Origin of the sequence: Membranihabitans marinus, from assembly GCF_021729155.1 — a bacterium.
Lineage (GTDB): Bacteria > Bacteroidota > Bacteroidia > Chitinophagales > Saprospiraceae > Membranihabitans > Membranihabitans marinus.
On record NZ_JAJQYA010000022.1, the window covers coordinates 1 to 23,709 of the forward strand.

Annotated in this window: 19 protein-coding genes and 1 pseudogene; 13 read left to right on the plus strand and 7 right to left on the minus strand. The window is 37.0% G+C overall.

Annotation, left to right across the window (positions count from 1 at the left end):
• Positions 1-45: 45 nt before the first annotated feature.
• Positions 46-801: an ATP-binding protein gene (locus tag LVD51_RS13315; protein ID WP_236971877.1), complete on the minus strand. Its 756-nt coding sequence runs from the start codon at positions 799-801 to the stop codon at positions 46-48.
• A 114-nt stretch (positions 802-915) separates the two neighbouring features.
• On the opposite strand from LVD51_RS13315, the pseudogene LVD51_RS20215 reads away from it, so the two are divergent.
• Positions 916-1,074: pseudogene (locus tag LVD51_RS20215) on the plus strand (helix-turn-helix domain-containing protein); the annotation flags it as partial.
• 74 nt (positions 1,075-1,148) lie between these two features.
• On the opposite strand, the gene pth reads toward LVD51_RS20215, so the two are convergent.
• Positions 1,149-1,715: an aminoacyl-tRNA hydrolase gene (gene pth / locus LVD51_RS13325; protein WP_236971878.1), complete on the minus strand. Its 567-nt coding sequence runs from the start codon at positions 1,713-1,715 to the stop codon at positions 1,149-1,151.
• 262 nt (positions 1,716-1,977) lie between these two features.
• Between pth and LVD51_RS13330 the strand changes: the two genes are divergently transcribed.
• The 4 genes from LVD51_RS13330 to LVD51_RS13345 are packed head-to-tail and all read left to right on the plus strand — an operon-like array spanning position 1,978 to position 6,707.
• Positions 1,978-3,000 (plus strand): tetratricopeptide repeat protein, encoded by a 1,023-nt coding sequence (locus tag LVD51_RS13330; protein ID WP_236971879.1) that lies wholly within the window; start codon positions 1,978-1,980, stop codon positions 2,998-3,000.
• 24 nt (positions 3,001-3,024) lie between these two features.
• The gene (locus LVD51_RS13335; protein WP_236971880.1) at positions 3,025-4,884 is read left to right on the plus strand and encodes an OmpA family protein; all 1,860 of its coding nucleotides are present in this window, start codon (positions 3,025-3,027) and stop codon (positions 4,882-4,884) included.
• Positions 4,885-4,886: 2 nt separating this feature from the next.
• A complete protein-coding gene (rlmD, locus tag LVD51_RS13340; protein WP_236971881.1) occupies positions 4,887-6,296 on the plus strand; it encodes a 23S rRNA (uracil(1939)-C(5))-methyltransferase RlmD in 1,410 nt (469 codons plus the stop codon).
• 48 nt (positions 6,297-6,344) lie between these two features.
• Entirely contained in the window at positions 6,345-6,707 is a 363-nt protein-coding gene (locus LVD51_RS13345) for a hypothetical protein (protein ID WP_236971882.1), read from the plus strand.
• A gap of 12 nt (positions 6,708-6,719) precedes the next feature.
• Here the strand turns inward: LVD51_RS13345 and LVD51_RS13350 are convergent, their stop codons facing one another.
• The 4 genes from LVD51_RS13350 to LVD51_RS13365 form a co-directional block, all read right to left on the minus strand.
• Positions 6,720-7,829: a VWA domain-containing protein gene (locus LVD51_RS13350; RefSeq protein WP_236971883.1), complete on the minus strand. Its 1,110-nt coding sequence runs from the start codon at positions 7,827-7,829 to the stop codon at positions 6,720-6,722.
• A gap of 8 nt (positions 7,830-7,837) precedes the next feature.
• The gene (locus LVD51_RS13355) at positions 7,838-8,086 is read right to left on the minus strand and encodes a GlsB/YeaQ/YmgE family stress response membrane protein (RefSeq protein ID WP_236971884.1); all 249 of its coding nucleotides are present in this window, start codon (positions 8,084-8,086) and stop codon (positions 7,838-7,840) included.
• 65 nt (positions 8,087-8,151) lie between these two features.
• On the minus strand, positions 8,152-9,306 hold the full coding sequence (locus LVD51_RS13360) for a thioredoxin family protein (protein WP_236971885.1): 1,155 nt from the start codon (positions 9,304-9,306) through the stop codon (positions 8,152-8,154).
• A gap of 104 nt (positions 9,307-9,410) precedes the next feature.
• Entirely contained in the window at positions 9,411-10,277 is an 867-nt protein-coding gene (locus tag LVD51_RS13365) for an AraC family transcriptional regulator (RefSeq protein ID WP_236971886.1), read from the minus strand.
• Between the two features lie 768 nt (positions 10,278-11,045).
• Here LVD51_RS13365 and LVD51_RS13370 point away from each other — a divergent pair.
• Positions 11,046-11,969, plus strand: a complete 924-nt coding sequence (locus LVD51_RS13370) for an ROK family protein (RefSeq protein WP_236971887.1) — start codon at positions 11,046-11,048, stop codon at positions 11,967-11,969.
• Here LVD51_RS13370 and LVD51_RS13375 read toward each other — a convergent pair.
• Positions 11,958-12,320 carry a DUF2200 domain-containing protein gene (locus tag LVD51_RS13375; protein ID WP_236971888.1) on the minus strand — a complete coding sequence of 121 codons (363 nt, stop codon included), beginning with the start codon at positions 12,318-12,320 and terminating at the stop codon, positions 11,958-11,960. The genes LVD51_RS13370 and LVD51_RS13375 overlap by 12 nt on opposite strands.
• A 504-nt stretch (positions 12,321-12,824) precedes the next feature.
• Here LVD51_RS13375 and LVD51_RS13380 point away from each other — a divergent pair.
• The 7 genes from LVD51_RS13380 to LVD51_RS13410 all read left to right on the plus strand — a co-directional run bounded on the left by LVD51_RS13380 (position 12,825) and on the right by LVD51_RS13410 (position 23,630).
• Positions 12,825-13,343, plus strand: coding sequence for an RNA polymerase sigma factor (locus tag LVD51_RS13380; RefSeq protein ID WP_236971889.1), 519 nt, complete (start codon positions 12,825-12,827; stop codon positions 13,341-13,343).
• A gap of 234 nt (positions 13,344-13,577) precedes the next feature.
• Positions 13,578-14,573, plus strand: coding sequence for a FecR family protein (locus LVD51_RS13385; RefSeq protein WP_236971890.1), 996 nt, complete (start codon positions 13,578-13,580; stop codon positions 14,571-14,573).
• Between the two features lie 26 nt (positions 14,574-14,599).
• Entirely contained in the window at positions 14,600-17,965 is a 3,366-nt protein-coding gene (locus LVD51_RS13390) for a SusC/RagA family TonB-linked outer membrane protein (protein WP_236971891.1), read from the plus strand.
• Between the two features lie 17 nt (positions 17,966-17,982).
• Positions 17,983-19,461 carry a RagB/SusD family nutrient uptake outer membrane protein gene (locus LVD51_RS13395; protein ID WP_236971892.1) on the plus strand — a complete coding sequence of 493 codons (1,479 nt, stop codon included), beginning with the start codon at positions 17,983-17,985 and terminating at the stop codon, positions 19,459-19,461.
• A gap of 24 nt (positions 19,462-19,485) precedes the next feature.
• Entirely contained in the window at positions 19,486-20,736 is a 1,251-nt protein-coding gene (locus tag LVD51_RS13400) for a M14 family zinc carboxypeptidase (RefSeq protein ID WP_236971893.1), read from the plus strand.
• 35 nt (positions 20,737-20,771) lie between these two features.
• On the plus strand, positions 20,772-22,550 hold the full coding sequence (locus LVD51_RS13405) for an FAD-dependent oxidoreductase (protein WP_236971894.1): 1,779 nt from the start codon (positions 20,772-20,774) through the stop codon (positions 22,548-22,550).
• Positions 22,551-23,630 (plus strand): hypothetical protein, encoded by a 1,080-nt coding sequence (locus tag LVD51_RS13410; protein WP_236971895.1) that lies wholly within the window; start codon positions 22,551-22,553, stop codon positions 23,628-23,630.
• Positions 23,631-23,709 lie beyond the last annotated feature (79 nt).

A 23,709-nucleotide genomic window follows, 5' to 3' on the forward strand; every position in this document is an offset into this window, starting at 1 on the left:
ACCTAATCTTACTTCCCAAAAGAGGGAAGTAGAATAATATTATTTTTAAACAAAGACACAGTTAAATGAACTATCCCTTAAGAGTCTCCCTTTTGAATTTTCAGTAAATTCTAAAATATTATTTAACCCAAATCCCCTATTTCTGGGATTTGATTTGACAGAAAAACCTTTTTCTAATGATTTTAATATAGCTTCCCAATCTTCCATTTGTGCTAAATCCTTTTGGTCTGTATTTTTTACAGATGTTGGAATTCCGATTCCATAATCACATACAGAAAAAGATAGCTTTTTGGTCTTTGGGTAATATTGGGTTAAGATATATCCAGTAACTGGAGATTGTGAATGGTCAAAGATATTGTTGAATACTTCATCCATATTAGAAGCAAGTGGTATCAAATCCTTATTCGCAGTAAACTTCTCGAAATAAAGTCTAGCATATTTAGAGTAGGAGTAAATCATATCAATTGAAATTTTCCAAAGACAAAGTGTTGTGTGATTCTTTGAAAAGGTAAATTTATCTCTGTTGAAACCTGGCTTCCAATATTCTTTAAATTTAATATTAAAAAGGTGATCATTGAAATTTGGTGTGCCGCCAACAAATAAAATTTTACTGTTATTGATGTAATAACTTTCAATTAAACACGCTAACATTACGAATTCATCTGTATCCATAAAATGGACAACATTAAAATCGACTAGTAATTCATCAAAACCAACAGTCTTTTGTAAGCTTCTATTTATAAATTGGAACCAGTCTTTTTTTTTCTGTGATGAAGGGACTTTTAATACACGGCTGTTCACTTAAGATCTTTTATTGATATAAATTGCAATATCGTCACATAAGTTCATCGCAATGCAAAAGATTTAGTCTCGTTGGTTATTTAAAATAAATAGAAAGTATGAAGTTTAAATGTAGAATTAATTGGTGTAAAAAAAGCACAAATTTCGAAAATAGAGAATAATCTAACTGACGCTCGATTTGAAACTATTCTAAAAGTCTTTAGAGCATTAAATGCCAAAATCAACTTCAGTGTAGAATTGCTGGACCACAAAATGGACTTGACGAAGGAATAGCATCCATTCCATATTGTGGATAGAAAGCAATTCTATCCATTAATTAATGACTAGGAGGACTTATATTCCTTATGCTATTTAGTGTTGAACTCGTTCATCGTCCGTGCAGGACCAATGGTAAAATAGCTTTTGATGGCCTCACTGGCATTTTGAATAAATAAAGGGAGACCTGCTTCTTCATCTGCTGACCATTCCCCTAAAACGAAATCAATTTGCTGGCCGGAATAAAAATTTTGACCGATACCCATACGCAATCGCGGATATTCTTGGGTTTGGAGTACTTCTTGAATATTTCTCAATCCATTGTGGCCCCCGTGGCTTCCTTTTTTGCGAATACGGATAACTTCGAAATCGATGTGAATGTCATCGACTACGACCAATACTCGGTCCAATGACTTGATTTTAAGTTTTTGCATCCAATAATTCACGGCTTTTCCACTGAGATTCATATAAGTGTTGGGTTTAAGCATATATATGGTTCGACCCTTGTGCTTGCCCGTGGCCATGTGACCGTGTGTTACCGATTCAAAAGGGACGGCTAAATCTTGGGCTAAATGATCTAAAACTTTAAAACCTATATTATGTCTGGTATTGCTGTATTTAATTCCAGGATTACCTAGGCCAACTGCTAAATATTTCATTGCTCTTAATAATTAATAAAGTGGAGAAAATCCTCTAACCTTCTGTTGATTTTCCTCCTTCAGTGTTATTTTTTTAGAATTAATCGGTCAAAATTAAAAGTATTCTTTACGATTATGTCGATTCTCTTGGGATATTTTAAAATTGTCAATATTTTTGTAACATCTTATTTACACTATTCATCCAATACTTGTTCAGATCTTAGAGAATGGTATAGATTTTGAGTTAGTATTTTGCTACAAATAATTTTTTAAAACAACCAATATGTTCTATAAAAGTATCTTTCAAGGAAAGATAGAATTTGACAACCCTAGAAGTTATTCGAAAGCCCTTAAAATGTTTCGACACCGTGTGGAAAATTACCACAAGTCGACAGAGGTGATTTTCGATGAAGAGCTATTGTTTCACGAGGATCGGTTGACCATTGAATTGCCGCGAACCGTACTCAATACCACGGAAAAAGCCTGGAAAACCACGGTGAGCCTATTGTCTTACACGGCGCAGTTTGGAATATCCGGGAGTTTGGGCGTGTGGATGATTGATGAAGGCAAGTTGATGCATTTTGCTTGGATAGAACCGGAAAGTGATAAGGCTGTGGTCAAAAATTATCTAATGGGCAAAGAAATGTCCAAGGTAGAGGGCAAAGAAGACGAAGCCATTGACTTGTTGACAAAGGCTATCGAGTTGTATGACAAACATTCACAGGCCTACGAACGAAGAGGATTTATGAATTATATCCTCGAGAAATATCACGATGCCGAAAGAGATTTCTCCAAGGCCATTAAATGGGATGAGGGCAATGCCGCTGCTTATTTGGGTAGAGGAAGAATTAAAATGAGACGGAAAGACTATGTGGAAGCCTTGGAAGATCTCAAGATGACCATAGCCAAGTCATTGGCCTTGCAGGACATCCATTGGCATGCCCGTAGACTTAAAGCCGATTGTTTGATCCATTTAAAAGATTTTAAAGGAGCGGAATTTGAACTTCGGTTTTTTATAAAGAAAGACTTTAAGAAGACCAGTAGAAATAGTCGACACAAAAAAGTGTCTATGCTCAAACATGCCATTGTGATGAAGGAACTCGGCGAAACAGACAAAGCTCTGGTAACGCTTAAGGATGCCTTGAAAATAGAGGACGAAAATCAGAAATATGTCGAAGATGCCGATATCTATTTGGAAATGTCCATCTGTAAGAAAGAATTGGGCAAAAATGGCCACCTCGCCGATTTGAAAAGAGCGGCAAAAATGGGAAATAAACGCGCTATTGGCATTTTGGAAAATAGATAATCAAGGTTTGCGTTTATGGATTGAATGAAATACGCACTATATATTATATTGTTTTGCTGTTTGTCTTTGGAAGGCTGTGCTCAAAATAAAAGGGCATCGGCTAAGTCCAAACACAAAAATATTGAGTCCTGTGTAGAATGGTATCGTTCTGGTGATTTTCAGAAAGCTTATGCTTGTTTGAATGATTTAGACGATACCTCGCTGTATTACTACAATATCAAGGGCAATACAGAATTGCAATTGGAGGATTACGCTGCGGCAGAAAAATCTTTCCGCAGGGTATTGGCATTAGATAGCCTTCAAAAAAATATTTTTGTGAATTTCAGTTTGGGCCAGGTCTTATGGTATCAAAATAAATTTTTGGAAGCATATGAGGTACTGACGACTATTCACGAAGCCAATCTCAATCTTCAACCCACAGTGAGTCGCCAATTGGATTACTTCCTTCGATCGGCATCATTGGCCGATTCCCTATACAACTCACCTCGAATATTTGATCCTCAATCCTTGTCTAATACAATCAATACCGAAGACGATGAGTTAAGTATTTCATTTACCCATGATGGTGAAGAAATGATGATTACCCGCCGCAATAATCAAGAAGATATATTTTGGTCTAAACATAAAGATGGGGATTGGGCATTGCCGGTATCTATGGTGATAATCAATACCGCCGACAATGAAGGTGGAGTCAGTATATCTGGGGATGGACAAACCCTAGTATTTACGGCCTGCAATCACAGTGAGGGCAAGGGCGGTTGTGATATCTTTATGTCCTTAAAATCCGATGGACATTGGCAAGAACCTTTCCCCATGACAGGAATCAATTCGAGGTTTTGGGATTCTCAACCATGTATTTCCAACGATGGCTCTGTATTGATATTCAGTAGTGATCGACCAGGAGGTCAAGGGGGAAGAGATTTGTGGTTGACGGTGTTGAATAGCCAAGGTCAATGGATCAATCCGATAAATTTGGGCCCGACTGTCAACTCCGTGGGCAATGAGGAAAATCCTTTTCTACATCTCGACGAACACAGTTTATATTTTACTTCTGATTATCATCCCGGTTTTGGAGGTAAAGATGTGTTTCGCAGTCAGCGATTACAGGGCAATCAATGGACGAGGCCACAAAATCTTGGCTATCCGATCAATAGCTTCAAAGACGAACAGGGTATATTTGTAAATGCCAAGGGAGATGAAGGCTATTTTTCCTCAAATATTGAAGGGGATTTTAATTTATATCGTTTTTCTATGGATGCTTCCATTCGTCCCTCCACCATTTTGTTGATCGATCTCGTGGTTATGGATAGAGCGGATCACTCTGTGTTGTCCAATACCGAGATTGAAGTATATGATATTGAAAATAACAAGGTGCTGAATAAGACTTTTACCGATCAGAGTGGACAGTTTCGCTACCTCGTATCTAGTGATCGACCTTATGGTGTCAATGTAAGAAGACCGGGTTATGTGATGACATCGGCTCAAGTAGATCACCTCGATAATAACCGAAGAGATACCCTGTATTTAGATAAGTTAGAAAAATTAAATCGTCCTATTGTTCTAGAAAACATTTTCTTTGCAACGGGAAAAGCTGAATTAAAAGAGGCTTCGGTATTTGAATTGGATAAATTGGCCCAGTTTTTAGAGGAAAATCCCGATATGGAGATTCAAATCCTAGGTCATACTGACAATATCGGACAACCTGATGATAATAAGGTATTGTCTCAAGATAGGGCCAATGCCGTAGTGAATTATTTAGTAGGCAAAGGCATAGAGCACAACAGGTTAATGGCTATCGGAAAGGGAGAGGAGCAGCCCATAGCCGATAACAACAGTCCAGAAGGTAGAGCAAAAAATAGACGTACAGAATTTTTAATAAAGTAAATATGGCAAGAAGAAGAGAGCCGCGAATGATAGAGGTCAACATCGTGGATATAGGGAACAAAGGTGCGGCAATAGGTAAAACCGATGCCGGAGAAGTGGTACTTGTACAAGACGCTGTACCTGGTGATCGAGTAATGGCCAATCTTTTGCGAAAGAAAAAGGGATTGTGGAACGGCTATGTTCATGAAATTATTAGTGAGAGCCCTGACCGCGTTGTCCCAGAATGTCAGCATTTTGAAGAATGTGGTGGATGTAAATGGCAGCATTTGAGTTATGCCAAGCAAATAGCCCTTAAAGAAAAAGGTGTCTACGATGCAATGCAGCGACTGGGAGATTTGACTATCGGTGAAAAAAGACCTATTCTTGGTTGTGAGGAGATTTACTATTATAGAAATAAATTGGAGTATTCATTTTCCAACAAGCGTTGGATTACCGATGCCGAAAAAGATATCGATAAGGAAAGTATAGAATGGCGGGGATTGGGTTTTCACCGACCCGGAAAATTTGATAGAGTATTGCATTTATCTCATTGCCATCTTCAGCCTTCTCCTTCCAATGAAATAAGAAATTATATTCACGACCGGGCTTTGGAGTTGGATCTCACGTATTATGATGCGGTAAAAAAGATCGGTTTTTTGAGAAATATGATTGTCCGCACTACTGAGAGTGGTGACCTTATGGTGGTATTGATAGTTTCACAAAATGATGAAACTGTTATTGAAACCCTGTTGAGTGGACTTAAAGCGGAGTTTCCCATCATAACGAGTTTGATGTATGTCATCAACAATAAAGCCAATGATACTATATACGATCTTCCCGTTCATGTATATTCTGGTAGTTCGACCATTGTAGAGACACTGCGAGATAAAAAATACTATGTCGGTCCTAAATCCTTTTTTCAGACCAATACTAAGCAGGCTACTCGACTCTATGATATCGTCGTTGAATTTGCTGAATTTAAGGAGGATGAAGTTGTCTATGACCTTTATTCTGGATTGGGGAGTATCGCATTGTATGCCGCCGACAGGGTGGGTAAAATGATCGGAGTTGAGGAAGTGGAAGAGGCCGTAGAATTAGCTCATCGGAATATAGAACTAAACCATGCCGACAATTGTTACTTTTACTGCGGTGATGTAAGAAAGGTTCTCAATACCGAATTTGTGGCTAAAAATGGAGCACCGGATACCATCATTGTAGATCCACCAAGAGCTGGACTACACGCTGATGTCGTTCATTTTATAGGTCAATTGTCGCCCAATAAAATAGTGTATGTGAGTTGTAATCCCGCAACACAAGCCCGCGATATGGCCTTGTGGAAAGACGATTATGACTGTGTCAAAATGCAGCCGGTGGATATGTTCCCCCATACCAGTCACGTGGAAAATGTGGCACTTTTAATTAAAAAGACCTAGTTTTGTGGTCTGAATGGATATAATGTTGTAAGTACTATAGTTTTGTTTATGAAAGAATTAGTTAAAAATTTTCAGGATCATTTTCCTCGCTTTAAAGACATGTTGCTAGAAGCCCAAAACATTATTTTAAACAGTGAGGTATCGGATTTTCCGGTTTTTGTTTTTTCGAAAACTGAGCCCGAAATAGGAATTGGTTTATACAGTTCAAAAGACTTTGATCGAGATTGGAATGTTCATGCATCCTCATTGGAAGAGCTAGTCGCTAAAAATGTAATCGTAGATTCCAAAATAGAAGAGTTTAAGGATGTGTACAAAGATCCGAGTTCATTCTTTTGTATTTTATTGCTAGACCAAGCCAACGCTCAGTTTGCATTTCCTCCGATAAATGATATTCCTTTTTCGGATAATTAACGCCCAAATCGTTTAGTTAGAAAAAGTAGTTTTTTGTAAAGCCGCGGCAAGGACTTCGCTAAACTGGTTGGGATGACTGGTATAACAGGGGATGTCGAGTTTGAGTAAATGTTGGGCCAGTGCTTTGTTGTAACTCGTACTGCCTTTTTCGTCCATCGACAAGATGCAGTGGATGGTTACATGATCGGCTCTTAATTCGCTTACCGTATCGTACACCGCACGATCGCTGTAATTGTCAAACAAGTCAGTTATTAAAAATACATAACTGTCCGCCGGTGTTTGAATTTTAGATTTTACATATTTCAAGGCTTTGTTAATATTAGTGCCTCCACCCAGTTCAATGTGGAAAAGGAGGTCGACTACATCGTCGAGTTGGTCGGACAAATCTGCAATGTCGGTGTCAAAAAGGATAAGTGTGGTCTTGATGGTGTGAATTTGAGCCAGAATAGATGCGATAATGGCTGAATAAATGACGCTGTCGCTCATACTGGCACTGGAGTCTACCACAATGAAAATCTCCGGAAACCCACTGGACTTCATAGCGTGACCATAGTATTTTTTAATCAAGATGGTATTTAGTGACTCCTGATAGTTCTTTAAATTTCTTTTAATGGTTTTGTTCCAGTCTACATATCTTTTTGGAGGGTGAAAACTCAACTCTCCTTTTGAAAAATGTTGAAATAATGCATTTTGAATTTCCCATTGGATGGTTTTTTCAACTTCTTCAGCATACCGTCTAATCATTAGTTTGACATCGTCGAGGCGATCTTCCGGTATTTGCGATTTTAGGTTGAGAATGGTCTTGATGAGTTCAATGTCTGGTATGAGTTGTTCAAAAGTTTCTTGTTCAAACAACAATTGATTAATACGCAAGCGTTCTATGGCTTCTTTTTGAAGAAAAAAAGTTTTTTCTGGGGGAAAATATTCTCGAATGTCTCTTAACCATTCATTGAGTTTAACCCTAGATCTACGCAATGCATCGTTTTTGGTATCGTCGTATACCAAGGATAGGGCGCGATCTATTTTTTCACCATCTTCGTCTAGGGATTCACTGCCTTCGGGATCAGCTCCAGGTCCTAGTATAAGGCGCCATTTTTGATCAATGGACAGGTTCTCTTTCAATTTAATCCTTATTTGCGCATATGAAATAACAGGGATTTCAGCCACAACAAAACAAAGGCTCCAACAGTAGCTGTGATTAGCGGTCCCCAGCGACTATCTATGGTCACACCGAGTTTTTCGAAGATCCACCCACCTACAAAGGCACCCAACATGCCGAGAATTATATTCACGATCAATCCAGATCCTTTTCCTTTCCAAAGTAAGCTGGCTAGCCAGCCTGCAATACCACCTACGATGAGTCCGATAATTAAGTCCATAGAACAGGGTTTGTGTTACTTAATGAGGTTTTATGGCCGTGTAGTGATGTTTGCACAATAAAAGGTTATATCATTTGTTTGGCCTTCTGGTAAAATTGAGTGATACGCATTTTGTCTTGATCGTTTTGACCATTTTTTGCTTGAATCATTTGATAAACCTTCTCCAAAAAATCTTCATCTTTTGAACCGATGGCCAAATTTAAGCCGATTACATAGTTTTGAAGAGTTGTGTTTTCTGTATAATCGTTGATAAAAATTTGCTTAGAATAATCCCTCATATTGGGTGATTCGACAAAGGCTCTAAAAGTCTCAAACGACAAAATAGAAACATTGGGACCGTCTTTTTTAATGTGTTCGTTTAGAGTCTTGAGATAACTGGTTTCATCCTTTAAAGTCCCGTAATATTGCAATTCTAGTTTTCTGCAAAAGGCAGGATTTAAACCAAATTCTAAAACGTTGTCTATAGTTTGGTTAAAGATTTTAACCTCTTCATACATGGCAGCTGTTTCAATAGAGGCAGAGGCCGCATTATATATTTTTTCGACCACGGCTTCATATCCGTATGCTTGGTCTAAAAAGTCTTTTTTATCCTTGATTATTCCATATAGATAAGAATCTAAAGATTCCAATCCAGAATAAGCGATTTTGGTTTTGAGGGATTCGTCTATGGATTTTTGTTCTCTCAAGTATTCATTGGTGAATTTTTCCGTGGGTTTTTCAGCTTTTATCATTTCTTCTATGTAGCTGAGTACGAAACCGGGATCTCGCTCTCCGGCATCGTATTTTTCCTTGTATTCTTTGTATTGGTTGACTTTTCGCAAAGCCAATTCTGCATTCTGTATTAATTTGTCCGGGGTTTGGTATCCCACGACCTTGTGCAATACTTTTCCTGAGCTATTGACAAATAGTAATGTAGGGTAAGCAGTTACACCAAATTCCCCTCTCAACTTAGGGCCTTCGCCCTTTTCCATATCAATTTTGGCATTAATAAAATTCTTATTGAAAACATCGCCCACTTCAGACGTGGAAAATACTTGTCGATCCATCATTTTGCACGGCCCGCACCATTCTGCATAGGCATCAACGAAAATGATTTTATTGTCTTTTTCGGCTAGCGCAAGAAGATCCGCCCATTTGTCGTGGTTGAATTCGATTTGACCAGTGGCTATTTGAACGCTCAAGAAACTGATAGATAAAATTAATAGTCGTCGAAAATTCATAGAATACCCTGTTTTGATTTATTGTATAACTTCTTAAAAGTACGGTTGTTGTCTAATTATACCTAAAATTTAACGTTATTTAAATGATAGATAGGCCAATAAGTTTAAAAATGACTGTTTTTGCGGTATTGGCTCGGTGATTGATTCTTGGTTTTCTTAAATTGTCGATTGAAGTTGGCCAAATTGTTGAATCCACATTTGTAGGCAATTTCTGAAATATTTTGATCGGTTTCCGACATCAACATACAGGCATGACCAATGCGTACGGAATTGACATACTCTACAAAAGTCATTCTAAATTGGGTTTTAAAATAGTTGCAGAAGGTAGTTACACTCATATTGGTCAATTCTGCAATGTCGGCCAATTTTATCGGTTGATCAAAATTTTGCATAATGTATCCTGTGATTTTTTTAAACCGATCCGAAGTTGCATGGTTTGAGTTTTTTACAAATGTTGGGCTGGCTAAGAGTTCATATTCGGGTTGTTGAGTGAGCAAATCGAATATTTTAAAAAGAGAAGAAATCCGTTGCAAACCACTCATTTTCGGCATCGCTTTTATAATTTCATTGGCCACCTCCTTGGTCTTTCCTCTGAGGACCATGCCCCGCTCTGAAAGTTGTAGGATTTTGTTGAAACTTTCCATTTCTGGAATTTTCAATATTTCATCGCCGAGGAAGTCTGAAGTGAAGTGAATGACTATGGCGTTGGCTTCCTCCTCTGCCTCTCCTTTGAGGTATTCTTCATCATTGATCCATACATGAGGAAGAAGAGATCCTAAAAACACCAAATCATCGGGCTCGAAATATCCGATGTGGTCGCCCACCATTCTGCGCCCAGTGCTTTGGGTAACTAGGACAAATTCAAAATGAGGATGGTAATGCCAAGGAACGGGAAAGTATTGACCAGTTTCTTGAAAAACAATAAAAGAAGTATTGTGATCTTGGGGTAAATGGAGTTCAACGGCTTTCATAATTTTCTAATATTTTCAGCCCTCTGGTCTGGTTTTAAGTTTATTTATTTCGATAGAATTCAACTCCAATTTACTGTTTTTTTCTCTATTCTCGTAAGTGAGGCTAGAGCTACATTGTATTTTCTAAAGATATATTGGGTTTATTTTAACATGTGTTCGAACACATAGTTTAAAAAGTACCATATTGACTGGCAATATTAGTTTTTCTTTATTATAAAAAATCTATTGTAGATAACAAACTAGATTTTTTTACCCCTTTTTATCGCACTTTGGCTATGGATGGTTTTTGGTCCATATCATCGATGACGAATCATCTTGTTCTTGCCTTTTAATTTTTTCTTGTTTATAGGACTTTTTGCCATTGAAAATGAAAGAGTATGGTTCTCCAAGGTCAATTAGATGAGTATTTTTAGCATTTAAATTTAAGTAGAGTTTGACTAAGAAAAGGGAGATGAAATATAAAGTGGCATTTAGTTTTTTTTGTAATATCTAATGATAGCATGGATGGATATTAAATTTAATGAGGCAACCAACTTTTTTGGTCTCTATAAAGTGACAGGTATTCAATTTGTCGGTTATAGACTGGATTCCTTTTTTATAGACCGAGTTCAATAAGGTAGCTGTCATGGATTTGTGAAGAGATTAAATAGTTTTTCTATTTTGTGAGCAGAAACACCACATTATAGTGACAGAGGATTGTATTTTACTTGAGTGGAATATCCTCTGGCTAAGGCAAGACTATTTTTTGAATTATTAAAAACACGATAGTTGGCAGTTAAAAATGCATGTATAGGAGTAGATTTAGGTGGAACATCCATCAAGTATGCAGCCGTGGATGAATCTGGAGCTGTTCTTTGGCAAGGGAAAAAAGCGACGGAAGCCCAGATGGCCACCCCTCATATTCTTCAGAATATCGTAACTGCCATCGAAGAGGCTAGGGCAGGTGTTAGAGATACAGGTTGTGAGATATTGGGTGTAGGTATGGGTTCTCCAGGGGTAATCGATATCCATAGTGGGCAAGTCCTCGGGGAGGCCAATAATCTCAATGGTTGGAATGGTCTGATGTTGGCAGATGCCATTACCGAAGCGGTAGGTTTACCCGTATTCATAGACAATGATGCCAATCTAATGGGCTTGGGAGAGTTTTCATTTGGTCAGAATATCCGAGAGCGTCAGGTCTTGTTTGTCACCATTGGCACTGGTATTGGTGGGGCTATCTTTATGAATGGCGAGTTGTATCGCGGTCATCGATTTGCCGGTGGTGAATTGGGTGGTTTGGTCATGGAGTATGAAGGCAAAGTGGGTTATTGGGAAGATTTTGCAAGTACTTCAGCATTGGTTGCCAGATATCAAGAAAAAGATGGTCATTCGGAAGAATCTATGGATGGATATACCATATTTCAACGGTATATAAAAGGTGAGGCATTGGCTAGTGAGGTATTGTTGGAACAGAGTCGACTCATTGGAATGGGCTTGGCCAGTTTGGTTAATATCTTTAATCCACAAAGAATAATTGTCGGTGGTGGTATTTCAGAAGCGGGTCCTATCTATCTTCAGTTGATAGAGAAAGCGATGTTACAATATAGTATGCCCACTGCTGTGAAAGATTGTATTCTATCTGCGGCTGAGTTTGGCAATCAAGCTGGGTTTTTGGGTGCGGCAGAATATGCTCGAAAAAGATTAAACTCTTAATATCTTTTCCATTTTTCGACCTTTTGCGAGTTCGTCCACCAACTTGTCGAGGTATCTTACTTTTCGAGTTAAAGGATTTTCAATTTCCTCAATTCGATAACCACAGATGACACCTTTTATGAGGGTTGCATTGGGATTGAGTTGGGCTTGTTGGAAAAACGTTTCAAAAGTTGCATTTTTTGCAATGAGTTCTTGCTGCTTGACCACATCAAAACCTGTCAACCATTCAATGACACGATGCAATTCTTCTTGGCTTCTTCCTTTTTTCTCAATTTTGGTAACATAGTGAGGGTATACCGATGCAAAGGTCAAGCTGGCCATTCGTTCATTGTGTTTGCTAGTTACTTCCATAATGATACATTTTAATTGTCCTAATAAATTGAACGCTATAAACTCACATTTGATTTTGTATTATTCTTAGATTTCTATATTATTCCAAATGAATATATTATTGCCGGTTATTATTCGATTTGCTTATGTAGAGAGGTGGCCGACATCATAAAACGCAATTGGTATAAATATAGTAATTATAATGGGAGGAGAATTGATAAATCATATATTTTAATTATTTGTTTACTTCCATTCATGAGAGTATTTAGTTTTCTTGAATTTTGAAAACTCTTCCTATTTTTTATATGCAGTCACTAGCTTGTCTGAATAGTACATTATATTGATAGTTTGTCTATGATGGAGATCTTTATTTTTGGCTATTCCATGTTGCTTAATCCGAAATCGTTGGAATTGAATGTGAGTCTACAATAGTTTAAGGTTTTTCTTTTATTTGAAATATATTTTTGTAAAAATAAAATAAAGACCAATATTTGCCATTAATTTTGTCCTGTATTAAAATCGAATATGTCTGGTCGAGATCATAACATCAATTCACAACGAGAGCGATACAATCGTATGTTCGATGAGCATTATGAGATGATGTATCGATATGGAATGAGGTTATTACAGGATAAGGTAAGTGTGGAAGATGGGATACAAAATGTTTTTATGCGTTTATGGCTTAAAAAAGACCAGTTGTCCATTCAATCGGAGTCGGCTTACCTCTTGATTTCATTGCGCCGTGAATTGTTGTTGAATAAGAAAAATACCATCGATATGACACCTATCGATGAAGGTTTTAATATCACATTTAATCAAAACGATATGCTGGAGCAAGAGATGGTCGGATTGCAACGAAATAGAATCACCCTGCTTTTAAACCAATTAAGCCAACGTCAAAAAGAGATTATTTACCTCCACTTTTATGAGGATCGATCTTATCAAGAAATTGCCTCTATCCTAGAGGTGAAATATCAGTCCGTCTTAAATAACCTTCAAAGGGCCTTTTCTAAATTGAGAGAGAAGGAAAAATTTAATCAATAATAATTATTTTTTTTAGGAATTATTTTTGGTTCTTCAATCTCCTTACATAGTATGATTGTTTAATATTTGGCATATTGGTCTTTATTTGGAATTATTGTCTAAACATGACAATATTGATGTTTGTATAATATGGTTTTTTTTAAATTTTATTTGTGTTGGTGAGTATATATAAGAGTATATTCTCTCTATGTAGTTAAATGTTTAGATAAAACAATATAGTCATAAAAGATAAACATGATCGATAAGCAGATAATAGATCAATTAATCAATGATGATCAATTTAGAAAATGGGTGAAGAATGGGGAATACGATTTGTATTGGTCTCAATGGGATCAGTCTCATCCGGAGTACCATGAAGAATTTTTATTGGCTCAAGATATGATTTCTGGTATACCATTTGACCGCAGGCCATTGCCAATTGATGAGGTAAATCGGGCAAAAAATAGATTTTGGAATGAGGTTGAACAAGTAGAAAAACAAAGAACACCTATATCTATAATGACATGGAAGAGAGCCTTGTCAGCAGCGGCAGCTATTGCTTTGTTGATCTTGGGTTATATGATGTTGGTCAGTCCATCCGAAGTTGTGGAAAAAGTCGCTGTTGTTGAGAATGAGATGATTCAGAATATTGCATTGCCCGATAGTACCATGGTGGTGTTAAATGCCTATGCCGATATAACCTATCATCATGACAGAGAAGAAAATCTTCGGTCGGTTTATTTGGAAGGAGAGGCCTTTTTTAATGTTAAAAAATTGAAGGAGAATAATGTGTATCAAAAATTCCAAGTGGAGACCAAAGATATGAAGATTAGTGTATTGGGTACATCATTTAATGTAATGGCCACCGATGATGGTACTACTGTAGTATTGGAAGAAGGATCAATAGAGTTATTGGTAGAAGGATATGACAGACCTATGCTGATGAACCCCGGAGACAAGGTATATTATTCTAAATCTAAAGGACTGTTTAAGGAAGAATTGGTACTAGCCCCCGATTATTCATCTTGGAAGGAAGGTGTATTGACACTTACTGGGAAAAATTTGGGTGAAGTTGTAGCTTGGCTAGAACAGCGATACAACATCGATATTGAGATAGATACCTCCAGAGCAGATATTCGATTAAGTGGGTCAGTGAATACGGCCTCAACTTCGGAAACCATAACTACAGTATCTATTGCGGCTGGTTTAGAGGCTATACAACTCGATGACAAAAGCTGGAAAATGGAATAAATTTTTACTAATATAAATTAATAATAATGGGATTTTTTAAACGAATGTATATTCTCACATTAGTGGGAATACTGGCAGGACTATGCCCTGGTCATTCACAAGAAGGATTGACTTTGGTATCCTATCCTCATATGAATTTTCAAGAACGGACTGGAAAACAAGAATTAAAACGAGTCTTATATGATTTAGAAAAAAGATATAATGTCAATTTTGCATACCAAGCAGGATTATTAGATGAGAAGTATATTACTCCTCTAGATTTAAAAGAATTGACTTTGGAGGATTTGTTGTCCAATTATCTAAAGAAGAATCAACTCGATTTTAAAAAGATGAGTGAGAAAAACTTTGTAATTTATAGAATGAAGAATAAAGGAGTTCATCTAAGATCTGTTCAAATGTTGCCCTTAAGATTTAATAAGTTTTTAAGTTATAAAAGGTCTGATCGGCAACCACCCATCGATGGTCTGGTGGTAGATAAAAGGTCGGTGCCTTTGATAGGAGCGACTGTTCAAGTAAAGGAGCAGCCTGGTTTAGGAGCCATTACTGATTTTGAAGGTCGATTTTCATTTGGAAATGTCAGGGCCAGTGAGACATTGATAATCTCTTATATTGGGTATAAGACTATAGAGGTTCCGATTAATGGAAGGTCAAATTTGACAATTACCTTGGAGCAAAATTCAGAATTGTTAGATGAGGTTGTCATTGTGGGCTATGGTGTTCAGAGGAAAGGTTCTACAACTGGTGCTATGAGTTCAGTAAAAGCTGAGGAAATAACAAAAACCCCAATAACAAATATAGCACAAGGAATTCAGTCAAGAGTATCTGGTGTTCAGATTACTCAAAATAGTTCAGCACCTGGAGGAAATATAAGTGTTCGTGTGAGGGGAACTAATTCCATAAATGGTTCTTCTGAGCCGCTCTATGTAATCGATGGCATACAAATCTCTAATGGAGGAGGGGTAACGGATGTTAGTCCTCTATCCACTATAAATCCGAATGATATTGAATCGGTTGAAATCTTGAAAGATGCATCTGCTACAGCAATTTATGGGGCTCGTGGTGCAAATGGTGTGGTTTTGATTTCTACTAAAAGAGGAAAGAATGCACCAACCAAAATTCAGTTTGATAGTTATGTAGGAATGCAAAAAATAACAAAAAAATTAGATGTTTTAAATGCAAAAGAATTTGCAAAATTAGAAAATGAGATTTATCCTTCAACACCATATCCTGATATTGATAATTTAGGTCAGGGTTCAAATTGGCAGAATTTAATATATCGAAAAGCTCCTATTCAAAATTATCAATTATCTGTTACTGGCGGGAATGAAAAAACCCAATTTTCAGTTTCTGGAAATTATTTTGATCAATCTGGAATTATTATAAAATCAAATTTTAAGAGATTTTCTCTAAGATCTACCTTGGATCATAATGTAAATGATAGAATTAGGATAGGTAGTACAATTTTAGGTAGTTATTCAGCTAACAATGGTATTCCTACCGGAGTGACTGGTGTAAATAATCATTTGTCAGATAGGAGTATAGTCGGTGCAGCATTGGGTGCTCCACCGACATTAAAACCATATCGGGATGATGGTGCGATTTTTCCTTTCGTTGATCAAGGTGGTGGACGATACGCAGAAGTTGTAAACCCCTTAGGATTAGCAGAAGTATATGATAAAAATCAAATTAATAGGATATTGACGAATCAATATTTTGAAATTGAAATATTGGAAAATGTTAGATATCGAGCTACGGCAAATTTTGATATAAACTATTCGTTAAAAGATTTTTATTCTCCTATCTATATAATTCCTGAAAGTATGGTAAATGCCAGCTCTGGCACTGCGAGTAAGACCAATGTCAGCAAAAGATCCTTATTGCATGAAAGCATTTTGACATATATAAAAGATTTTAATGAACATGGATTAAAGTTTACAGGTGTTTATTCTATTCAGAGAGATTTATATTCAAGCAATAGCATATCTGCCTCTGGATTCCCCAATGATCAAACAACCAACGAAGCATTAGGTTTGGGTATAAATAGGACTGTAAGTAGTTATAGAAGTAAAGGTGATTTAGTTTCAGTAATGGGACGATTAAATTACTCCTTTAAAAGTCGGTATATTTTTGACCTGACGGCAAGATATGATGGAGCATCAAAATTTGGTATAAATAATAAATATGGTTTTTTCCCTGCTGTGGCTTTTGGCTGGAGATTAATTGATGAAACTTTTATGTCAAATCAAAATGTATTTAGCGATTTAAAAATAAGGACAAGTTATGGTTTAACTGGAAATGCTGCCGCAATAGGACCTTATCAATCACTATCTCTTTCTAGCCAGGGTTATCCCTACATTTTTAATCATCAATATACCTCGGGAATAAGTCCGTCTGGCATTGCGAATACAGATTTAAGATGGGAAAAATCCCAGCAATTAAATTTGGGTGTTGACATGTCTTTTATAAATAATAGGTTAAATGTAGTGATGGATATTTATGATAAAAAAACTGATGATCTGTTATTTGGAAGGGATTTACCGATGTCCTCTGGGTATAATTCATATACAGGGAATTTTGCAAGTATTAGAAATAGGGGATTTGAATTTGCCGTGGATGCAATTTTAATAGATAAGGAACTAAAATGGGATCTGGCTGGTAATATTTCCATTAATAAAAACGAGTTGTTATCCCTTGAAGGTAAAGAGAATGAGTTTATACTTTCAGAATTTAGTATTCTAAAAGTTGGATTACCTGTTGGTACTTTTAGGACATATGTTTTTGACGGAATTTACCAAACTGGTGAAAATATTCTGCCAGGTCAGACCAGTAGAGTTGGAGGAACAAAATTAAAGGATGTAAATGGTGATGGAATGTTGACATCTGAAGATCAACTGATATCAGGGGACGCAAATCCTAAAATTATATATGGAGTGTCTTCTAACCTTTCTTTTATGGGTTTTGATTTAAGTGTATTTCTTTCAGGTGTACATGGGAATAGTATTTATAATTTAAGTAGGTATACTTTTGAAAATCCTCTGGGGTCTAGGAATACCTTAGGAGGATTGGTTGATAGATGGTCATTGGATAATCCCAGCAATGAATTTCAGAATGGTAGTCAAGGAGGAAGATTACAGATTTCAGATCGGTTCATAGAGGATGGTTCATACCTAAGGTTGAAAAATGTTAGTATGGGGTATAGATTAACTTCGCTAAAGTCCATAGCTTCATTAAGGATATACATTAGTGCTAATAATGCCTTGACCTTTACTTCTTATTCAGGATATGATCCAGAGGTCAATTCATATGGTGGGTCTAATGTCTTGCTAGGAGTTGATAATCTTGTTTATCCTAATTCAAAGTCATTACTTTTCGGATTGCAAATCGGTTTTTAATATTTAAATAATTAACAATGAAATATATTATAAAAATAGCACTAATTTATCTTTGTGTATTTTATTCCTGTAGTTTGGAGGAAGAACCATATTCTTCCTTATTTACAGAGGATTTTTATAAAACAGAAAGTGATTCAGAAGCTGGTTTAACTGCAGCTTATGGAGCACTTCAAAATTTGTACAATACTGCAGGAACAGGAGCTTCGGATTTTAGTGCAGATCAAACTTATGCCAGACCAGTAGTGGGCAGAGATGTGTATGCATTATTTAATTATGATCAAAATTATACAACGCAAAGAAGTTTTAGTAGAGAGTTTGAATCTGCTCAATATATTTGGAGATCATGTTATCTTGGTATTGAAAAGGCAAATTGGGTTATTAAGAAAGTACCAAGTGCTTCTATGAATGAAGTTAGAAAGACTGAAATTATTGGAGAGGCTTATTTCTTAAGGGCATTTTACCATTGGTTTTTAACTAAAAATTTTGGTGATGTAATACTTAAGCTTGAACCTAGTGATAATCAACAAAGTGCATATGTGGAAAAGTCAAAAAAAGAAATAGTATATAAACAAATCTTTAGTGATTTAGATAATGCCATTGAACGGTTACCACATTATGATATAAGTGTTCAAAAAGGGAGAGTTTCGAAAGAAGTTGCTATAGGACTCTATTCAAAAGCTGCACTATATGCTGAAGAATGGACTGTGGCTTTAGAAAAAGCTAAAATGGTAATTTCTTCGGGAGCATATCAATTAATTGATGATGTATCAAAATTGTACAAGGTGGAAACAGAGGATTTTGCAAGGACTGAAATTATGTGGGCATTTGAATGCGAGACTTCAGTACCATCAATTGGGAGTCAGATTCACAGTTTATTTGGCCCTAGAAGTAGTTCTGGTCCAAATTATCTTCGAACCTCTTGGGGGTCAGCTTTGGCTTATCAATCGTTTTTTGACTCATTTAATCCATTGGATGATCGACGTAAACTATTAGATACTTCATATTTGCATAAGGACGGACACAATGTGGCTCAAAAAGACATAGATCCAGCAATAAAGGAGGCAGTGCTATTAAAAAAATATCAAGATCCTAATTCTTTAGGTAGTATCGGAGCAAATAATATACCCATATTAAGGTTTGCCGATGTCCTATTGATTGCGGCTGAGGCTGAATGTAGGTTGAATGGACCGACAAATTTATGCTATGATTATATCAATCAAATTAGAAAAAGAGCTCGACTAGAAGTTTTGGAAATGGGACACACTAAAGAGGAATTAATAGATGCGATACTGCAGGAAAGATCTTGGGAGTTTTTTGGCGAGGGAGATAGATGGTATGATTTAACGCGAACCAATACATTTTTGGAAGTGATTCCCCATGCCGTCAATAGTATTTACCCAGTAAGACAACCTAAGCCAAAACACAGGTATTTTCCGATTCCTTTAGAAGAAATTAATGCCAATCCCAAGCTTGTTCAAAATGAGGATTGGAGATAATTAAATTACACAACAAAAGAAATTATGATAAAATTTATAAAAAGCTGTTTTTTTTCAGGCATGTTTATTTTTATGCTCATTGAAGTAAATGGTCAATCAGATGGGAATCAGGATCTAAGTGTAGTGATTGATAAAGAATTTCCAGGAGGTAATATTTCGGTTCAGAAGATATCAAATGATACAGTTTATATCTATCAGGATTTAAAAGATACTGAAGGAAATTGGTTTTATTGGAACTTTCGATTGAGAGGGGGAGCAGGAAAAAAATTGGTTTTTCAATTTGTGAATCCCTGGAAAGACCTTAAAGATGTACCTGTATTTGCAGTGAATGGACCAGCTATTAGTTATGATAATGGAAAGGAATGGATTTGGTTGGGTAAAGAAAGTGTAAATGACTTAAGTTTTGAATATGACTTTAAAAAGGAGGATACCATTGTTCAATTTAGTATGGGAATGCCATATGTTGAAGCTGATTTAAGGTCATTTTTGTCGAGGTTCACAGATAATATATTTATAGAAACTGGAATTCTTGCTGAAACGAAAGGTGGGCGCAAGGTAGAGCGATTGCATCTAGGGAATATTCATGGAAACCCGAAATACAAGATAATTTTAACTGCTCGACACCACGCTTGTGAAATGATGACCAATTATGTATTAGAAGGATTTATGGAAACGGTATTGGGAGATAGTGATGTTTCACGATGGTTTCAAAAACATGTAGAAGTAATGATTATTCCTTTCGTAGACAAAGATGGGGTAGAAAATGGGGACCAAGGAAAAAATAGGAAAGGTCGAGATCACAACAGAGATTATTCAGGAGAAAGTTTATATGAAAGTACACGAGCCATAAGAGCATATCTTCCTGTTTGGGCTGAGGATAAAATTCAAATAGCAATGGATCTTCATTGTCCATATATTAGTGGGGGGATTCACGAAAAAATTCATATTGTTGGAGGGGAAAAAGGAGTTGTAAATGAAAAAGTATTTTCATTATTATTGGAGGAAAGTTCTCAAACCCTAAATTCATTACCTTATTATGAAAAAGATAATCTCTTATTTGGGCAATCATGGAATACATCAAAAAATTATACAAAAGGTCAGAACTTTAGGGGGTGGGTAGAGAATCTTGATAAAGTTCGTTTATCTACAACTTTGGAATTCCCCTATGCAGAGGTATCAGGGGTCCCAATTAATCCTAGTAATGCTCGATTATTTGGTAAAACGTTGGCATTTGCTATGCATAAATTTATTTTACTTGATTCTGATCAAAAATGAAAAACTTTAAATATATTATGGCAAAAAGGAAAAATATGAAATTCGCATTGATGATTTTAAGCATAATGTTGCACTTTGTAACAAGTCATGCTCAATCGTTTTTAATTGAAGCCGAGAGCTTTGATGACAAAGGGGGCTGGGTTGTCGATCCACAATTTGTGGAACAAATGGGGTCACCCTATATTATGGCTCACGGTATGGGTATCCCAGTGGCAGATGCTGTGACACAGGCTAGTTTTAAAGAAAAAGGGGAATACCATGTATGGGTTAGAACCAAAAATTGGGTGCCTGGTAAATGGGATCCGCCCGGACGCTTTAAGCTGCAAATTGACGATGTAGTCATGGAGCCCACATTGGGTCAAAAACCTAGCTGGAGTTGGGAGTATGCCGGTAGTGTGGAGATAAATAAGAAAAAAGTAGCCGTGGTATTAAAGGATCTAACTGGATTTAATGGACGGTGTGATGCTCTGTATTTTAGTCTCGAAAATCAGCCACCTCCCCATAGTGGAGAGGCATTGGCCGAATGGAGAACGGAAATTACCAATCAAAAAAATGCACCTAGCAAGACGAAACAATACGATTATGTAGTCGTAGGTGGTGGTATTGCGGGTTGTGCCAGTGCGATTGCAGCGGCAGAACAGGGATTAAAGGTGGCTTTGATTCACGATAGACCAGTTTTAGGTGGGAATGCCAGTAGTGAAATTCGCGTTCATACTTTGGGTATTTACGGACATTATGAACGCATATTGAAGATGTTGGATACCGAACATTATCCCAACGGATCTCCAGAAGCTCACGAAGATCAAAAGAAACGAGATGAAAATGTAAAAAGCTATAAGAATATTGATCTTTTCCTCAATTGGAGAGCCTATGATGCCAATACGGAGAATAGTACCATATCTTCTGTAGATGCCAGACATACTTCGACAGGAGAGCGGATAAGATTTAAGGCTCCGTATTTCGCCGATTGTACTGGGGATGGATGGATTGCCTATTGGGCAGGGGCAGAATTTATGTACGGAAGAGAAAGTGTAGATGAATACGATGAAGGTTGGGATGAATTTGGAGAGTTATGGAGTCCAGAAGAACCGGATGGAGCGGTGATGGGATCATCTGTTTTATGGCGAAGCTTTGAGGATAGCAAGCCTTATCCTTTTCCCGAATTGCCTTGGACAGAGGAAGTGGTGGGAGATTTTGCCGCCAAAAAAGGGGAATGGCAATGGGAGTATTCTCGAGCAGATATTCATCAAATTCACGATGCCGAGGAAATTCGAGATCATATGTTGAGGGGGATATTCGGTGCCTTTGCCAACCAAAAGAAATTGCCCGGTCAAGAAAATCTAGGATTGGAGTGGATCTCGTATTTAGTGGGGAAGCGGGAGTCTAGAAGAATCATTGGTGATTACATTTTTACATTTAACGATGCGCGCAATAGCAAAAAGTTTAAGGATTCTGTAGTCATGGAGATCAGAGAAGTTGATGTGCATTTTCAGCAAAATTTAAAGGATCCAGAGAAGGTGGATTTTCTTTCTGAAGCCATGTTTTACAAGACCAAAATGTATTACATCCCTTATCGCAGTCTATATTCACGAGATATTAATAATCTGTTTATGGCCGGAAGAAACTTTAGTTGTTCACATATTGGATTAGGGGGACCTCGAGTGATGAGGACAACTGGGCAGATGGGGGCTGCTGTTGGTTTGGCCGCATCCATCTGTACCAAGTACAATGTAAGTCCAAGAGAAGTCTATCAAAACCATCTCAAGGAATATATGGAGTTGGTCGTCAATCAAAACAATCAGGCAAAGCCGTAAATGAAATACAGAGGGATAATATTGATGGCCATCGTTTTTATGACCTCGCCCTTGATCGCCTTGATCTCGGAAATGTCTTATGGTCGGCCCATGAAGATAACTAGGAATTGGAAAGCCGTGTCTACTGCAGATAGGGCTTTTCAATATGTAGATGATAGTACTTTGATATCCATGGACATATTGCTGTTGGAGGACGATGGGGGGTTGCCGGAAGCCTATACGACTTATATTCGCACTCCGGTCTGTGATGATACTTTGTGCAATCTTCTGCATATCCAAATGTATTGGAATGTATTGGGTAATTATTTGGGCTTCGATACCATAGCCGGTGAGTCTTTAACCAAAAACGACCATTTGGCCTTTACCAATGAAGATTATGATAAATTGCATCAATTGTTACAAGATGACAATGCCGTAATTAAAAGGAAGAGCAAAGCCGAACTATTTGATAAGACAGAAACACGTCAATCCGAAGTGGTAGATGCGGTGACTGGTGCCACGGCTTTGGAGGTAAAGGAAGCAGTGGTAGATGGTGCACTTTATTCTTGCTATACCTTATATCATTTGGTATATGGAGAAATCTCTGATCGTATTCAGTTGCATACAGAGGAGTTATTGGATCGAGGATTGACAGAGAAGTTGTTGAATTCTCAATACGCCGATGATCAACTCTATGCCTTGAAAAACCTAAATGAAGATGATTTTCTACGCTATAAAGAAATCATCCTTGGTCTAATTGAGTCTGCTATACCATTGAATAGAATTTATATTTTGAAAAAAATGCCCAAAATATTATGGCAAGATCGAGAGGTTCAACTTAAATTAGGGAAGTATTTTATGGCTATGGATGTCAACAGTAGAACCTATGTTTTAAATAAACTTTTGGACGAAGATTGGATTGAACCACAATCATTAAATGATATGGCGAATTGTCTAACTGAGTTGAGCAAGAATCAAGTGAAATCATTATCGGCTATATTGGCCAAGAATGAGGAAGTTATTTGGTCTTCAACCCGTATGCGTATCGATTCAATAGTGAACGGCGGGCAGTTTAGGTATGATTATTTATTGCAGCCATAGAAGATTGAGATTCTTAAAGCCGTAATTGGGAGGGTAGAAGTGTAAAGTAGTTATAAGAGTTTGTTTTTAATGGAGAAAC

Bases quoted from the DNA above. Each gene is read 5' to 3' on its own strand.
- pth (WP_236971878.1), bottom strand. From the start codon at position 1,715: ATGAAATATTTAGCAGTTGGCCTAGGTAATCCTGGAATTAAATACAGC.
- LVD51_RS13330 (WP_236971879.1), top strand. From the start codon at position 1,978: ATGTTCTATAAAAGTATCTTTCAAGGAAAGATAGAATTTGACAACCCT.
- LVD51_RS13335 (WP_236971880.1), top strand. From the start codon at position 3,025: ATGAAATACGCACTATATATTATATTGTTTTGCTGTTTGTCTTTGGAA.
- rlmD (WP_236971881.1), top strand. From the start codon at position 4,887: ATGGCAAGAAGAAGAGAGCCGCGAATGATAGAGGTCAACATCGTGGAT.
- LVD51_RS13345 (WP_236971882.1), top strand. From the start codon at position 6,345: ATGAAAGAATTAGTTAAAAATTTTCAGGATCATTTTCCTCGCTTTAAA.
- LVD51_RS13355 (WP_236971884.1), bottom strand. From the start codon at position 8,086: ATGGACTTAATTATCGGACTCATCGTAGGTGGTATTGCAGGCTGGCTA.
- LVD51_RS13360 (WP_236971885.1), bottom strand. From the start codon at position 9,306: ATGAATTTTCGACGACTATTAATTTTATCTATCAGTTTCTTGAGCGTT.
- LVD51_RS13365 (WP_236971886.1), bottom strand. From the start codon at position 10,277: ATGAAAGCCGTTGAACTCCATTTACCCCAAGATCACAATACTTCTTTT.
- LVD51_RS13375 (WP_236971888.1), bottom strand. From the start codon at position 12,320: ATGGAAGTAACTAGCAAACACAATGAACGAATGGCCAGCTTGACCTTT.
- LVD51_RS13380 (WP_236971889.1), top strand. From the start codon at position 12,825: ATGTCTGGTCGAGATCATAACATCAATTCACAACGAGAGCGATACAAT.
- LVD51_RS13385 (WP_236971890.1), top strand. From the start codon at position 13,578: ATGATCGATAAGCAGATAATAGATCAATTAATCAATGATGATCAATTT.
- LVD51_RS13390 (WP_236971891.1), top strand. From the start codon at position 14,600: ATGGGATTTTTTAAACGAATGTATATTCTCACATTAGTGGGAATACTG.
- LVD51_RS13395 (WP_236971892.1), top strand. From the start codon at position 17,983: ATGAAATATATTATAAAAATAGCACTAATTTATCTTTGTGTATTTTAT.
- LVD51_RS13400 (WP_236971893.1), top strand. From the start codon at position 19,486: ATGATAAAATTTATAAAAAGCTGTTTTTTTTCAGGCATGTTTATTTTT.
- LVD51_RS13405 (WP_236971894.1), top strand. From the start codon at position 20,772: ATGAAATTCGCATTGATGATTTTAAGCATAATGTTGCACTTTGTAACA.
- LVD51_RS13410 (WP_236971895.1), top strand. From the start codon at position 22,551: ATGAAATACAGAGGGATAATATTGATGGCCATCGTTTTTATGACCTCG.